Source organism: Streptomyces narbonensis (genome assembly GCF_014649015.1).
Lineage (GTDB): Bacteria > Actinomycetota > Actinomycetes > Streptomycetales > Streptomycetaceae > Streptomyces > Streptomyces narbonensis.
On record NZ_BMSF01000009.1, the window covers coordinates 42,087 to 56,619 of the forward strand.

10 protein-coding genes are annotated in these 14,533 nt (G+C 74.5%); 5 read left to right on the forward strand and 5 right to left on the reverse strand.

Annotation, left to right across the window (positions count from 1 at the left end; genetic code table 11):
* The first annotated feature begins 209 nt into the window (after window positions 1-209).
* Genes IE124_RS18495 through IE124_RS18505 form a run of 3 tightly spaced genes read left to right on the forward strand, consistent with a single transcriptional unit; the run spans window position 210 to window position 3,407 of the window.
* A complete protein-coding gene (locus tag IE124_RS18495) occupies window positions 210-2,153 on the forward strand; it encodes a glycosyltransferase (protein ID WP_189508873.1) in 1,944 nt (647 codons plus the stop codon).
* On the forward strand, window positions 2,135-2,329 hold the full coding sequence (locus IE124_RS18500; protein WP_189508874.1) for a hypothetical protein: 195 nt from the start codon (window positions 2,135-2,137) through the stop codon (window positions 2,327-2,329). The genes IE124_RS18495 and IE124_RS18500 overlap by 19 nt, the downstream gene beginning before the upstream one ends.
* Window positions 2,316-3,407, forward strand: a complete 1,092-nt coding sequence (locus IE124_RS18505; RefSeq protein WP_229832613.1) for a glycosyltransferase family 4 protein — start codon at window positions 2,316-2,318, stop codon at window positions 3,405-3,407. Before IE124_RS18500 ends, IE124_RS18505 begins: the two co-directional genes overlap by 14 nt.
* A gap of 21 nt (window positions 3,408-3,428) precedes the next feature.
* On the opposite strand, the gene IE124_RS18510 is transcribed toward IE124_RS18505, so the two are convergent.
* The 5 genes from IE124_RS18510 to IE124_RS18530 all read right to left on the reverse strand — a co-directional run bounded on the left by IE124_RS18510 (window position 3,429) and on the right by IE124_RS18530 (window position 11,263).
* Window positions 3,429-4,223, reverse strand: coding sequence for a class I SAM-dependent methyltransferase (locus tag IE124_RS18510; protein WP_229832560.1), 795 nt, complete (start codon window positions 4,221-4,223; stop codon window positions 3,429-3,431).
* Window positions 4,223-8,863 carry an aminotransferase class I/II-fold pyridoxal phosphate-dependent enzyme gene (locus IE124_RS18515; protein WP_229832561.1) on the reverse strand — a complete coding sequence of 1,547 codons (4,641 nt, stop codon included), beginning with the start codon at window positions 8,861-8,863 and terminating at the stop codon, window positions 4,223-4,225. The genes IE124_RS18510 and IE124_RS18515 overlap by 1 nt, the downstream gene beginning before the upstream one ends.
* Before the next feature lie 144 nt (window positions 8,864-9,007).
* Window positions 9,008-10,042, reverse strand: coding sequence for a LacI family DNA-binding transcriptional regulator (locus IE124_RS18520; RefSeq protein WP_189508876.1), 1,035 nt, complete (start codon window positions 10,040-10,042; stop codon window positions 9,008-9,010).
* An 81-nt stretch (window positions 10,043-10,123) separates the two neighbouring features.
* Entirely contained in the window at window positions 10,124-10,453 is a 330-nt protein-coding gene (locus tag IE124_RS18525; protein ID WP_189508877.1) for a putative quinol monooxygenase, read from the reverse strand.
* Between the two features lie 45 nt (window positions 10,454-10,498).
* Window positions 10,499-11,263, reverse strand: coding sequence for an IclR family transcriptional regulator (locus tag IE124_RS18530; RefSeq protein WP_189508878.1), 765 nt, complete (start codon window positions 11,261-11,263; stop codon window positions 10,499-10,501).
* 326 nt (window positions 11,264-11,589) lie between these two features.
* On the opposite strand from IE124_RS18530, the gene IE124_RS18535 reads away from it, so the two are divergent.
* Both IE124_RS18535 and IE124_RS18540 read left to right on the forward strand, forming a co-directional pair.
* The gene (locus tag IE124_RS18535; protein ID WP_189508879.1) at window positions 11,590-13,329 is read left to right on the forward strand and encodes a VanW family protein; all 1,740 of its coding nucleotides are present in this window, start codon (window positions 11,590-11,592) and stop codon (window positions 13,327-13,329) included.
* Between the two features lie 139 nt (window positions 13,330-13,468).
* Entirely contained in the window at window positions 13,469-14,509 is a 1,041-nt protein-coding gene (locus tag IE124_RS18540; protein WP_189508880.1) for a serine hydrolase domain-containing protein, read from the forward strand.
* Window positions 14,510-14,533: the final 24 nt, after the last annotated feature.

Here is a 14,533-nt window from a genome sequence, read left to right on the forward strand (position 1 = left end):
GCGCCCCTCTGCCGGGCGTGCAGGCCCCGTGGCGCCGCCCGGCGCCGCCGCGCCCGTACGGTCAGGACGCACGCGCCGCGCCGCGCCGGTTCCGGTAAGCCAGCCGGATCCGACGGTCCAGCAGAGTCCCCCGGTCCGTCCGTCCCGGCCCACGGCGGCCCCCGTCGTGGCCGACAGGCCGCCCTCGTCGTGGTGAGGCGGCGGGTGTCGTGACAGGCGCCCGGGACGCCGTCCTCGTCGCCGTGTCCGGTCCGGACCGCGCGGGCACGTCCTCGCTGGTCCGCAGGCTCGCCGCGCTGCTGCGCGAGCGGAGCGTCACGGTCGTCACCACGCAGTGCCACGGCTGCTTCCTGTGCCGCAGGTTCCCGGTTCCACCACGGGTGAGGGATGCGGGGGAACCGGGTGAGCGGCGGGCACGGCGGGCTTCGGATCCCGAGCGCCGGGGATCCCTGCTCCGCCGTGCCCACGCGTCCCTGGACGCCGCCGAGTCGGCGGGCCGGATCGCGGTCGCCCTGGTGACGGCCGCCTCGCGGGCGCGCGGCGGGCAGGCCGTGGTCCTGACCGACCGCGGGCCGCTCGACGGTCTGGCGGGTTTCGACCCACCCGGCTCCTCGGTGGCCGCGCGTGCCTTCCGCCGGATCGCGCAGCGGTACGGCCTGACGCTCCTCGTGGAGACCGCGCTCGAGGCGCCGCCCGGGCGCGGCCGGCGGGAGGCCCCCGCCGTTTCGGCCGCCCGGTGGTACCGCTACCGGGCCTGGTCCGTACGGCTGCCGCGGGTGGCGCGCCTCGATGGCGCGCGGGCCCCTTCGCTCCTCGCCGCCACCGCCTTGGAGCAGGTCCTCGACACGGTGCGGGAGCGGGCCGCGAGCGAGGCGGAGGAGGAGAACGGCGGGGGCACGAGCGGGGGCGGATGGAGCGGGGGCCCGAAGGGCGCCGCCGAATCCGGGGGCCCGAGGAGCGCGGGCACCGAGTCCGGGGGCCCGACGTGCGGAGGCACCGAGCGCGGAGGTGAGGTGCCTCCGCATGTGGTCGTGTCCGTCTACGACGACACCGGGGACCGCGGCCGGGGCGGCGCCGCCCCGATCGTCGGCAAGGTGGCCCGCAGGCTCGCGGAGGACTTCCGGGTGACGGTCGTGACGGCCGGCCGTCGCGCCGGGACCGAGTACCGGGACGGTGTCCGGTACGTACGCCTGCCGGTGTGCCGGGCGGGACCGCGAGCCGGGCGGCTGGCCTTCCTGGCGCTGCTGCCGTTCGTGGCCCGCCGCATCCGGCACGACCTGTGGCTGGAGAGCTTCACCCCGCCGTTCCCGACGGGCTTCCTGCCGCTGGCGACCAGCGCGCCGGTCGTCGGCATCGACCGGGGGCGCGGCGCCGCCGTGCCACGGCGCCGCTCCCCCGTGTCGTTCCTCCGGCGGCTCGGACTGCGCCGCTACGGGCACATCGTGGCGACGAACGCGGCGGACGGCTCGGCGATCCGGCGGCTCAGCCCCCGGGCCGACGTCCAGGTCTTCGCCGAGGGCATGGACCCGCGCCTCCTCGACGAGTCCCGGCTCGGCAGCGGCCAGTTCATCCTCTTCCTGGGGCGGATCGACACCTGGGCCAAGGGCCTCGACCTGCTCCTCGACGCCTATGACCGGGCCCGCCCGCCCCTCGACCTGCTGCTCGCCGGCAGCGGCACGCCCGCCGAGGAGCGCCGTCTCGCGGCGCTCGTCGCCGCCCGCGGCCGGGGGCCCGACCCCCGGATCCACTGGGTGGGGTACGCCGACGAGGAGCGCAAGCGGCAACTCCTGCGCGACAGCGCCTTCCTCGTGCTGCCCTCCCGCCACGAGACGTTCGGCCGCGTGGCCCTCGAAGCCATGTCGTACGGCAAGCCCGTCCTCCACTTCGATCTGCCCGCCCTGCGCTGGACACGTGACGGCGGCTCCGTGGCCGTCGCGCCGTTCGACGTGGTGGCCTTCGGTGAGCGGATGGGCGAGCTCGCCCGCGGACCGGCGCTCCGCCGCGACCTGGGCCGGCGCTCGGCGCTCGCCTCCCGGCGCTACACGTGGGACGAGATGACGGGCCGCTACCTGGCCCTGGCCCACCGGCTCCTGGACGCGCCCGCCGCCGTACGGAGGCCGAGGAGAGGGACGTCATGTCGGACGACCCGCTGACCGGCTTCGTCCGGGCCGTCGTCGGGTCCGGCGCCACCGGGCTCGTGCTCTCCCCGCGCCCGGACGACGCCGTGCCGCCCTGCCGCGCAGACTGCGTGGTGCGGCGGGCTCCGCTGACGGCCGCGACGGTCGTGGCGGTCCCGACGGGGGCGGGGGTGCGTGATGGTCCCCCATGAGCGGCCACGCGTCCTGCTCCTGACGAGCTGCCCGCTGGACGGGGCGGAGGGCTCGGACGTCCGGCTCGCCTCCGACGTCCTCGAAGCGCTGCCCGACGTCGACTTCGTCTGGTTCGCCCAGTGGCCGGACCACCGCCGGCACCCGCCGCGCCGCGGGCGCCCCGTCCGCATGCTCACACGGAGTGGTTCCGCCCACACCCCGCACCGGGTCCAGGCCGCGCTCACCGGGGCCGTGTTCGCGCGCCGGGTCGACCTGGTCCATGTCTTCCTCACCGTGGGCCGCGCCTTTCCCCTCTTCTCCCGGCTCCGGCCGCTGCTCCTCGGGGGGCGGCCGGTCGTCCACACCGTGACCGGCGTGATGGACGCCCGCTTCCTGGACCGCGCCAGGCCCCTGGGGGCGACGGTCGCCCTGTCGGAGTCGATGGCGCGGCGGCTGCGAGCCGCGGATTTCGGGGACGTACGGGTCGTCCCGCCCATGATCGACCTGGACGCGTGGCCTTACCTGCCGCGCCCGCAGGGCTACCCGGTGGTCCTCTTCGCCGGGCACCACGATCCGCGCGGCGGTGCGGAGACCGTGATCGACGCGGCGGCCGAGGCCTGGCGGGAGGGGGCGCGGTTCCGTCTGGTGCTCGCCGTCCGCGCGCGGCCGGGGCAGCGGACCGGGCTCCTGGAAGAGGCGCTGCGGGAGCGGGCCGGTGCGGCGGGGCTGCCCGACGTCGAGGTCCTCGGCCACGTCGAGGACATGCGGGAACTGATCACCTCGGTGCACGTGCTGCTCTACCCGCCGGACTCGCTCGGCGGGAAGGCGGACATCCCGCTGACCGTGCTCCAGTCGCTGGCCTCGGGGCGGCCGGCGATCCTGAGCGACCTGCCGCAGTTCGCGGACTTCGGCCACGCGGTGCTGCGGGCGCCCGCGGGCGACGCGCGTCGCACCGGGCAGCAGCTGGCGTGGCTGCTCGACCAGCCGCGCTCCTGGGACGTGCTCGCGGAGCGGGGCAGGTCGCTGGCCGAGGACCACTTCGGTCCCGAGCGGTTCGCCGCGCGGTACGCGGCGCTCTACCGGGAGCTCCTGGCCTGACCGGACACGGGGCGCCCCCTCCTACGGCGCGGGGCCGTCGCGCCGCAGCGCGGTCAGGAGCAGGACGCCGGTGTCGCCGTACTCGGGCAGGGTGCGGTCCTTCGTGAGCCGCTCGATCCGCAGGCCCGTGGTGCGGGGCGCGAAGACGGTCCGGAGGGCGTCCCCGTCGACCGGGCAGGCCGGCCAGACCGGTCCGGTGCCGATGCGGTAGCTCGGCATGCGCTCCATGAAGGAGGCGACGAGCCGGCCGCCGGGGCGGACCGCCCGGACGAAGGCGTCGCAGAGGGCGGTGAACTCGGCGAAGTCCTCGGTGACGCTCTCGGCGACGAAGTTCATCGACGCCAGGGCGTACGTGCCGTCCGTCAGGTCCTCCGCGACGCCGGGCACGACCCGGACCCCGCGGAGCGCCTCCGCGCAGCTGTCGGGGAGTGCGGGGTCGAGGCTGCGGCACAGGGTGTAGAAGGGCCGCCAGCTGTCGTCGGGGCCGTCGTCGAGCTGCTGCCGCAGGTAGCGGACGCTGGCTGCGCTCGGTTCCAGGGCGTCGACCCTGAGGCTGGCGGCGCCCGCCTGCATCAGGGGGTACAGGTTGGGGCCCGCGCCCAGTTCGAGGGTGCGGGAGAGGGAGCCGGGGGCGATGGTCCGGTAGACGCCGGCGTGGTGGCGGATGACGCCGACGTCGCAGGGGTGGAGCCTGCGGTAGTTCTCGGCGAGGTAGTCGGCCACGGGCCAGGCGTTCCAGTCGGCGTCACGGTTGCGGCGCGGTCCCAGCACCCGGTCCTGCGGACGAGCCGGGCCGGGCGACCCGGCCGTGTCCATCACCGCTCCGGCGGCCGGCGGCCGGCCGCGACGGGACCGGGGACCGGGGCCTCGGTGTGCTGGAGGGTGAACCGCTCGGCGAGCGCCGTGAGGGCCTCGCACAGCTGGTCGATCTCCTCGTCGGTGTTGGCCGCGGTGATCTGGATACGGAAGCCGACCCGGTCGCGCGGGACGAGCGGGTAGGACGCGAGGGTCACGTAGATCCCGTGCTCCCAGAGGAACGTGGCGACGGCGTCGAGGTCCTCGGCGTCGGAGAGCGGGATCTCGACGATCGGCAGCCCGTCGGTGTTCGGCGTCGCGAGGCCGAGGCCGCGCACGTGGTCGAGGACCCGGGCCGTCATCCGGTAGAGGTCGGCCCTGATCTCCTCGCCGCGTTCGTCGTTGACGTCGAGCCCGGCGAGCGCGGTGGCCAGCGAGGCCGTGGGCGAGGGCCCGGAGTAGAGGTACGGGGCCGCCGCCACCTTCAGGTGGTCCTTGAGCCACTTCGGTACGGCGAGGAAGGCGAGCAGCGAGGAGTAGGCCTTGGAGAAGCCGCCGACCAGCACCAGGTCGTCGTAGGTCTCGCCGAGGTGGCGGACGATGCCGTTGCCGCGCGAGCCGTAGGGGCTGCTCTCGTTCCGGGAGCGCTCGCCGATGACGCCGAAGCCGTGGGCGTCGTCGACGTACAGCAGGGCGCCGTTCTCCCGGCAGATCCTCGCGAGGGCCGGCAGGTCGGGGAAGTTGCCGGTCATGCTGTTGACGCCGTCCATGCAGACGAGCCGGCCCGCGTCGCCGGGTGCGCCGCGGAGCAGGGTCGCCAGCTCCTCGGGCCGTTCGGAGCGGAAGCGGTGGATCTCGGCGCCCTGGCCGCGGGCGACGACGCAGCCGTCGTACACCGTGCGGTGGGCCTGCGCCTCGACGAAGACCTGGCCCGTGCCGGCGAGGAGCGGGATGACGGACTGGTGGATGAGGGTGATGGTGGGCAGCAGGAGGGTGTCGGGGGCGCCCAGGAGCTCGGTGAGCCGTTCCTCGATGCGCGGGTAGAGCCGGGGGCTGCCGATGAGCCGGGACCAGCTGGGGTGGGTGCCCCACCGTCTGACCTCCGGTTCGATCGAGGCCATGATCTCGGGGTCGAGGTCGAAGCCCAGGTAGTTGCAGGAGGCGAAGTCGACGAGCCAGTCCCCGCCGACCCGGATGCGGCGGCCGTCCACCTCGTCGATGACGGCGTCGCACATGAGGCTGGTCCGCTGGAGGTGCTCCAGGTCACGCCAGCGGGACGGGCGCGGCGGCCGCCCGGTCCGGGGGGCCGTGGTGGCCGGCACGGTTCCGGCGACGGCGGTCGCGGCGACGGTGGCGGGCACGGTGCCCGGGGAGGAGCCCGGGACGGCCGTGGAGGCCGGGACTGCCGTGGAGGCCGGGACTGCCGTGGAGGCCGGGACTGCTGTGGAGGCCGCGGCGACGGACTGCGCCGGACGGACGGCGGGGCCGGCGCCGGGGGCCGGGGCGCGGTGCAGGTACGACTGGGCCTGGTGGGCGGTCATCGGCCGGGCGAAGAGGTAACCCTGCCCGTAGCGGCAGCCCATCTCGGCGAGGAGCTGCCGCTGTTCCTCGTGTTCGATGCCCTCGGCGACGACCAGGAGGCCGAGGACGTCGGCGATGCGCACGATGCCCTCCACGAGGGCGACCTGCTGGGGGTCGGTCGTGATGTCGTCGATGAACGACTTGTCGACCTTGAGGATGTCGATGGGGAACTCGCGGAGGTAGCTGAGCGAGGAGAAGCCGGTGCCGAAGTCGTCGATGGCGATGGAGACCCCGAGGTCCTTCAGGGCGGCCATGGTCGTACGGATCTGGGCGTCCTGGCGCATGAGGACGGTCTCGGTGAGTTCCAGGACGAGCGAGCCCGGCTCCAGCCCCGAGGAGCGCAGGGTGCGCCGTACGCCTTCGAGGAAGCCCGGGTCGCGGAACTGGCGGGCGGAGACGTTGACGTTGGCGTAGAGAGGCGGCTGCTGCGGGCGGTTGCGCTGCCAGCGGGCGATGTCGAGCGCCGCGTGTTCCAGGACCCAGGCGCCCAGCGGCATGATGTGGCCGCTCTCCTCGGCCAGGGTGATGAACTGGTCGGGCGGCACCATCCCGCGCCGGGCGTGCGGCCAGCGGATGAGGGCCTCCAGGCCGGCGGGAGCCCCGCCGTCGACCTCCACGATGGGCTGGTAGCGCAGGGCGAAGGCGTGGTCGGCGATGGCCGTGTCCATGCCCGCCTGGAGTTCGTGCCGGGCGACGAGCCGGGAGTGGAGCTCGGGGTGGAAGAGCCGCCAGCGCTTCTTGCCGGCCGCCTTCGCCGCGTACAGGGCGAGGTCCGCGTGGCCGAGGAGCTCCTCGGCGTGGGCACTGTCGAGGACGGTCGCGATGCCCACGCTCGTGGAGACGGAGACGGCTCCGTCGGTGAGGTGGAAGGGCTGGCTGAGGGTGTGCACGATCTCGGCGGCGAGGGTCTCGGCGTCGCTGGGCTCCCTGGCCCCTTCGATGAGGACGGCGAACTCGTCGCCGCCGAGCCGGGCCGCCGTGTCGGTGAGCCGCAGGACGGAGGTGAGGCGGCGGGCCACGGCGACGAGGAGCTCGTCGCCGACGGAGTGCCCCATGGTGTCGTTGACGACCTTGAAGTCGTCGAGGTCGACGAAGAGCATGCAGGTCAGGGTGGACTCGCGGCGGCCGCGGAGCAGGGCGCGCTCGATCCGTTCGAGCAGCAGGACGCGGTTGGGGAGGCCGGTGAGGGAGTCGTGGAAGGCCCGGTGGGTGAGCTCGCGTTCCAGTTTCCGCTGCTCGGTGACGTCCCTGAGGGTGAGGACGAGACCGTGCACGGTGCGCTCGTTGCGGAGGTTGCTGCACCGGACCTCGACCTGGAGGTCGGCGGCGGCGCCGGGGCCGCCCGGGCCGCCGTGGAGCAGCTTCCAGTCGTCCCGGGCGTCGACCGTCTCGCGTGACCTGGCGTCGGCGAGAACGCGCAGGGCGCCGGCCTTGTCGGTGGGCGCGAGCAGTTCGGTGAGCGGGGTGCCGGGGAGCAGGGAGTGCCCGAGCATGGACTCTGCGGACGGGCTCGCGTACCGGACGGTGTCGTCGTCGTCGACGATGAGGATGACGTCCGAGGTGTTGTGCACGAGGGTTCGGAAATAGGCCTCGCTCGTCCTGCGGTTGACCTCCTCGCTGAGCCTGAAGCGCTCCAGGGCGAGGGCCGCCTGGGAGGCGAGGGACTGGGCGGGGCCGCCGATCTCGGAGAGCTTCTTCTCGGGTCCCGCGAGGAGCAGCACGCCGAGCAGCGGTTCGCGTCCGGCCGCCGTCTGGAGCTCCAGGGGGCAGAGGAGTACGTGGGACTCGGGCGCCGCCTCGGCGGCGACGGCGGGGTCGAGGCGGTCCACGGCGACGAGCCGGGCGCCGTGGGCGACGAGCTCGGGCCAGGCCGTCGCGGGCGGACACGTCAGCGTGTCCGTGTGGCAGCTCCACGGGTGGGCAGCGGTGGCGACCGCGGTGAGGCCGCCCCTGCTGTCCCGGGTGAGGAGGAGGACCCGGTGGTCGGTGCCGGGGCCGAAGAGCGTGGCGGAGGCCGTCTCCACCGCTCCGGCGACCTCACGGGGGCTGAGGGCGGCGACGAGGGAGGCGGCGGCGACCCTGAGGCTGCGTTCGCGCGCCTCGGCCTTGCCGTGGGCGCTCATCATGCTCCACAGCCGGGCGAGGACCAGCAGGAACATGAGGGCCGAGAAGATCGCGATGACACCGATGTCCTGGTCCCTGTCGTGGCGGAGCGACTGGAGGAGGAGCAGGGCGGGGGCGACGAGGGAGGCGCCGGCGAGGAGGGCGAGGCGGCGCTCGGCGACGCGCGGTGCCGGTTCGGGGGCGCGTTCGGTCAGCCCTGTCATCGAGGGGTGCAGGGCTGCGAGGCCCCAGGCGGTGAAGAACACGACCCAGCCGAGGTCGAGGGGGGTCCCGACCTGCCAGGTGCCCTTGAGCTGGAGGGTGCCGTAGATGACGTCGGAGGCCAGGATGCCGCAGGTGCCGAGGGTGAGGAGCTGCACCGACCGGGAGCGCAGGCCGCCGGGGACGAGCAAGCGGGCGAGCATCGCGAGCATCAGGACGTCGCCGAGGGGATAGGCGATGGAGATGGCCTTCTCGGTCCAGTTCATGTCCTCGCTGCGGGCGAGCGGGGTGATGAGGTTGACCCAGGAGAGCAGCGCGAGGCCCGAGGTGAGGATCAGCGCGTCGAGGACGACCGCGAGGTCGCGGCCGGCGGCCCGGTAGCGGATGAAGCCGAAGAGGCCGATGGCGAACAGCGGGTACGTGGCCAGGTACAGGGCGTCGGCGACGGAGGGGAAGGGCCTGGTCTGCCCGAAGAAGGACTCCAGGGCGTTGTAGGCGGTGTCGCCGGCGACGAAGGCGAAGTTGGCGGCGGCGAGCACGAGCCAGGGCCAGCGGCGGGCGGGCTTGTGGAGACGGACGCCGACGAGGATGGCGACGACGCCGCCGAGTCCGATGAGCGCCCAGAGGGTGGTGTGGCGGTCGGGGAACTGCAGGTATGCGATGGTCAGCAGCGTCACGACCAGGAGATAGACCAGCGTCCACGTGCGGAGTGACCCGGACGCCTTGCGTGACCGGATCGGCTGACGCAACGCCATCGTCGACCGCCCCCTAGCGGGTCGGACGCCGTGCGGCGCCCTGGTCGCGGATACGGACCCGTACGGTGTCCATTGTCCGGGGGGCCGGAGCGGGCTGCACCTCGGAGCCCCGCGGAGCGGGAGGCCCCGGGGGGCGGTTTCGCGTCAGGAGGAGGCGCGGACGACCAGCTCGGTGGGGAGCATCCGGCGGGGCTGCTCGTCCGGGTCGCCGGGAGCGGCGATCTCCTGGAGGAGCAGGCGCGCCATGGTGCGGCCCATCTCCTCGATGGGCTGCCGGACGCTCGTGAGCGGCGGGTCCATGTGCCGGGCGACGGCGGAGTCGTCGACGCCGACGAGCGCGACGTCCTCGGGGACCCGGCGGCCCGCCTCGCGCAGCACGCCGCGTGCCCCGGCGGCCATCACGTCGGAGGCGGCGAAGACGGCGTCGAGGCCGGGCCTGCGGTCGAGGAGTTCGCGCATGGCGCGCCGGCCGCCCTCCTCGGTGAAGTCGCCGTGGGCGACGAGGCCCTCGTCGGGCGGGAGTCCGGCTTCCGCCAGGCCCTCGCGGTAGCCGTCGAGGCGGCAGCGGGCCACGTACATGTCGAGGGGTCCGGTGATGGTGGCGACGGAGCGCCGGCCGCGGGCGGCGAGGTGCGCGACGGCGGTCCGCCCGGCTCCGGTGTTGTCGGAGTCGACGAAGGAGACCCGCTCGTCCTCGCTGCGGCGGCCGTTGAGGACGGCGGGCAGGCCGAGGGCACGGACCTGGTCGGGCAGCGGGTCGTCGCCGTGCACGGAGACGAGCAGGACGCCGTCGACGCGCTGGGCGGCGAGGTACTGCTCGAAGCGCTGGCGCTCCTGGTCGCTGCGGATCAGCGTGAGGAGCAACTGCTTGTCGGCGTCGGCTAGTTCGGCGCTGACCCCGCGGATGATGTCAAGGAAGTAGGGCTCGGCGAAGAGCCGGGCCTCGGTCTCGGGGATGACGAGGGCGACGGCGTCGGTGCGGCTGCCGGCGAGGGCGCGGGCGGCGCGGTTGGGGACGTAGCCGAGTTCGGCGACGGCCTGTTCGACGGCGGCCTTGGCCTGTTCGCTCACCTTCGGGGAGCCGTTGATGACCCGGGAGACCGTGCCGCGGCCGACGCCGGCCCGGGCCGCGACCTCTTCCAGGGTGGGCCTGCCGGTCTGCCGTCCGCTCACCGCCATGTGCCGGTTCTCCCCTCGGGCCGCCGCACCGCCTGCGTTTCCCGCGAACCTATCAGGCGGGAGGGCGGCGGCCCGGGGCGCTCAGGCCTCGGTCGGGGCGAGTTCGGCCATGGCGCCCCAGCCCTGCTGCGGGACCTCGACGTTGATGATCTCGGGGGTCGTGGCGATGGCTCCCGCCATGGCGGCGAGGCCGGCGGTGAAGTGGGCCGAGGCTACGTGGGCGGCGCCGGCCTCGGCGTCGGCGAAGGCCTCCAGGAGGACGAAGACGTTCGGGTCGTCGACGCTGCGGGACCAGTCGAAGAAGAGGTTGCCGGGCTCCTCGCGGGTGGCGCGGGTGAAGTCGGCGACCAGGTCGAGCCAGCGGTCGGCGTGGTCGGGGCGGGCGGTGAAGCGGACGGCGATGAAGATCATGCGTCCACTCTGCGGTGGTCCGTCGGACCGGGCCAGCCGGGGCGGTCAGGATTCCGGCAGGGCCGGAAACTCGGGTACGGCTCGGGCGAGGGCCGCCCGGAGCTCGCCCTGGCGCCGCACGAAGTCGGCGGTGGGGAGGGAGACGGAGAGGGCGTGGACGATGCCGTCGCCGCGCTCGGGGAGCGCGACGGCGAGGCAGGTGTACGCGAGGTCCGCCTCGCCCACCGAGACGGCGAAGCCCTGGCCGCGCACCCGGGCGGCCTCGGCTTCGAAGCGTTCGGCGCTGGTGATCGTCCGCTCGGTGAAGCGGGCCATGCCGTGCTCCGCGAGGTAGCGGCGGCGCAGTGGGCGCGGGAGCGCGGCGAGCAGGGCCTTGCCGTGGGCGGTCGCGTGTGCGCGGTCCTCGGGGCCCGGGGTGAAGGGGTGGGTGGCGTCGGTCACGGGGGCGGTGGTGTCGACGACGGTGATCAGTCCGTCGCGGTAGGCGGTGTGGTACGCCTCCGCTCCCGTGGCCCGGCGGAGCCGGCCGAGGAGCTCGCCGGTCCCGGCGCCGAGTCCGTGGTGGCGCTGGTGGGATCGGTGCAGGACGGGGACGCGCGGGCCGGGGGCGTAGCCCTCGGCGGTGCGGACGAGGTAGCCGCGCGCGAGCAGGGGCCCTGTGACGTGGTACACGGTCGAGAGTGCGCAGCCGAGCTTCCGGGCCAGGGTCTTGGCCGCGACGGGCCGGTCGGCGTCGGCGACGGCATCGAGCACGGCGAGGGCCCGGTCGACGGTCCGGGGGCCGGGGCTCGGGCTGGGGGTGGCGGGCATCGTTCCAGGTTAGGGCCTGTCCCGTGCCGTCCCTCAGGGCCTGTCCGGTGCCGTCCCTCAGGGCCTGTCCGGTGCCGTCCCAAGGGCCTGTCCGGTGCGGCCTGTCCCGTGCCGTCCCTCAGGGCCTGTCCCGTGCCGTCCCTCCGGGGGCCGCGGGCGAACCGCGACCCACCCCGGGAGGGCCCCCCGCGGGGCCGTCGGAACACTCCGTACAGGCTCGGGGTCGCTCCGTATCCCCGCAGGTCATCACTGCTTTATGTGCATTTGACACTCTTTCGGCGTACCGTCGTGGAGATCCCCCCATCCTCGATGCCCCGGGAGAGCGTGTGCCCCGCTCCAGGACCGACCATGCCCCGACGCCCCGTGAGGGGCGCAGTCCGCTCCTCCGGACGGCGGCGATCGCGACGGGTGTGGTCGCCGTCGCCGTGGGCGGCCTGTACGTGGCGGGGCTCCTCACCGGCGGGGACGACATATCCGCCGGGACGAGCGTCGCCGGCGTGGATGTGGGCGGGATGAGCCGCGCCGAGGCGCGGGCGAAGCTCGCGGCCGACGCCCCGGCCGCCTGGAGCGCGCCGATACCCGTCCAGGTCGGCGACCGCGAGACCACGGTCTCCCCCGCCGCCGCCGGCCTGACCGTGGACGTGGAGAAGACCGCCGACCTGGCGGCCGACCCGTCCCGCGATCCCGTGACCGTCATCGGGCGCCTCTTCTCGTCGGGCGAGCGGGAGATCCGGCCGGTGTTCGCCTACGACGAGGCCAAGGCGAAGGCCGCCGTCGCCGAGCTGGCCGAGAAGAACGACCGGAAGGTCCGTGAGGGCTCCGTCTCCTTCCGCTCGGGCGAGGCCGTCGCCACCCGTGCGGTGACCGGTCAGAAGCTGGAGACCGGACGTGCCGCCGAGACCCTGCGCGCGGCCTACCCCGCCGCCTCCGGCGCCACGCCCGTGACCCTCCCCGTCACGCTCACCGAGCCGAAGCTGGGCGACTCCGAGGTCACCCGATTCCTCGACACGTACGCGAAGCCCGCCGTCTCCGGGCCGGTGACGCTCACCGCCGGCACCGAGCAGCTGCGGATCTCCGCCGCCACTCTCGGCGACCACCTCTCCGTGAAGTCCGAGAACGGCAGGCTCAGCGCCGTCCTCGACGCCGAGGCCCTGCTCCGCGACCCCGACGTCGCCGAGCCCCTCGCCTCCATGACGGGCGCCCCGGTCGAGGCGACCCTCGGGGTGCGGGACGGCAAGGTCGTCGTCGAGTCGGAGGGCAGGCCGGGGCAGGAGGTCACCGCGAAGGCGCTGGGCGACGCCGTGCGCCCGCTGCTCTCCAAGGACGGCGCCGCGGCCCGTACGGCCACGGTGGCCACCAAGGTCACGCAGCCCCACCTGACCGCCGACTCACTGGCCCGCCTCGGCATCACCGAGCAGATGTCGACCTTCACCGTGAACTTCCCCACCGCGCCCTACCGGACGACGAACATCGGCCGGGCCGCCGAGCTCATCAACGGCTCGGTCGTGCAGCCCGGCGAGGTGTGGAGCTTCAACAAGACGGTCGGCGAGCGCACCCCGGACAACGGCTTCGTGGACGGCACGATGATCCTCGACGGCCAGTACCGCTCCGCGCCGGGCGGCGGCGTGTCCGCCATGGCCACCACCGTCTACAACGCGATGTTCTTCGCCGGCGTGAAGCCCGTCGAGTACGGCGCCCACTCCTTCTACATCGAGCGCTACCCGGCCGGCCGCGAGGCCACCGTCGCCTGGGGCAGCCTGGACCTGAAGTTCCGCAACGACTCCGGCAAGCCGATCTACATCAAGGCCGGCGCGACGGACTCCTCGGTCACCGTGAGCTTCCTCGGGACGAAGAAGTACGACTCCGTCGAGGCGGTGGAGGGTCAGCGCACCAACGAGACGGAGCCCACGAAGCGCGAGGGCACCGGCGAGGCCTGTGTGCCGCAGCCGCCCCTGGAGGGCTTCGACATCTCGGTGGACCGGGTCTTCAAGGACGGCGGCGCCGAGGTGAAGCGCGAGACCTTCAAGACGCACTACACCCCGCGTGACGAGGTCACGTGCAAGTGAGGTCCTGGGACAGGAGCTGACGGAAGGGTGTCTTCCCCCACGGTCCGGGCATGACTCCGGAGCGCGGCCCGTCAGGGAGCGGACGGGTCCTGCCCGCCGGCCCCCGGTCGGGCCCGCCCCGACCCGCCGGAGGCACGCCTTGGCCCAGCGCAGCGACCCCAGCGACCTCTTCACGCGGCTTCTCGACGACGGCGTGCGCGCGGGTGTGTACCCCGGCGCCGTGTGGGCCGTGGGCGATGCCCGTACCACCCTCTTCGAGGGGGCGGTCGGGGCGCTCGATCCCGCGCGGCCGGACGGGCCGATGCGCCGGGACACGCTCTTCGACGTCGCGAGCCTGACCAAGATCCTCGCGGTCTGGTCCGTGGTGGGCACCCTCGTCGACGCGGGGAAGCTGGAGCCGGAGGCGCCGCTCGGCGCGTACTGGCCGGAGGCCGCGGGGCGGCCCCTCGCCGGCGTCACGGCCCTCAACCTCCTCACCCACACCGCCGGGCTGCCGCTGCGCGCCAATCTGCGGCCGCTGTACGGCTCCGACCCGCAGGACGTCCGGGACGGGGTCCTCGCCGAACCGCTGCGGCACCGCCCCGGGGAGGCCGTCGCGTACACCGACCGGGCGGCGCTGATCCTCGGCTACCTCGCCGAGCACCTCACGCGCCGCTCGCTGACCCGGCTCGCCGGGGACCGGGTCTGGACGCCGCTCGGCATGACGGAGACGCGGTACGGTCCCCTGTCCGCCGGGGACGTGGAGCGGTGCGCGCCCACCGAGTACGACGAGGAGAGCGCCGCCCCGCTCCGGGGGACCGTGCACGACTTCTCGGCCCGGCTGCTCGGCGGCGCCTGCGGGATCGCGGGGGTCTTCACCACCGCCGGCGACATCGGCCTGTTCCTGCGCCACGTCCTCGCACCGGTGCCCGGCACCTTCTCCGCCGACTGGACCGCGGCCTCGCTCCGGGTCCGCACGGGCCCGCTCACCCCGCCGCGCGGGCTCTTCTGGCACCCTGCGCCGGGCACGGACCCCGTGGACGACGTCTGGGCGCACTTCGGCTTCACGGGCACGGGCCTGTGGGTCTCGCCCGCGCGCGGGCGCTGGGCGGTACTCCTCACGAACCGCCTGTACTTCACCCGGGACCCCGGTCCGCTGGCCCGCGTCCGTGACGTCTTCCGGACCCTCGCCTTCCCGTGACGGCCGGGCCCGGCCCGGCCGGGC

Bases quoted from the DNA above. Each gene is read 5' to 3' on its own strand.
- IE124_RS18520 (WP_189508876.1), bottom strand. From the start codon at position 10,042: ATGGCGGTGAGCGGACGGCAGACCGGCAGGCCCACCCTGGAAGAGGTC.
- IE124_RS18515 (WP_229832561.1), bottom strand. From the start codon at position 8,863: ATGGCGTTGCGTCAGCCGATCCGGTCACGCAAGGCGTCCGGGTCACTC.
- IE124_RS18525 (WP_189508877.1), bottom strand. From the start codon at position 10,453: ATGATCTTCATCGCCGTCCGCTTCACCGCCCGCCCCGACCACGCCGAC.
- IE124_RS18530 (WP_189508878.1), bottom strand. From the start codon at position 11,263: ATGCCCGCCACCCCCAGCCCGAGCCCCGGCCCCCGGACCGTCGACCGG.
- IE124_RS18510 (WP_229832560.1), bottom strand. From the start codon at position 4,223: ATGGACACGGCCGGGTCGCCCGGCCCGGCTCGTCCGCAGGACCGGGTG.
- IE124_RS18500 (WP_189508874.1), top strand. From the start codon at position 2,135: ATGTCGGACGACCCGCTGACCGGCTTCGTCCGGGCCGTCGTCGGGTCC.
- IE124_RS18505 (WP_229832613.1), top strand. From the start codon at position 2,316: ATGGTCCCCCATGAGCGGCCACGCGTCCTGCTCCTGACGAGCTGCCCG.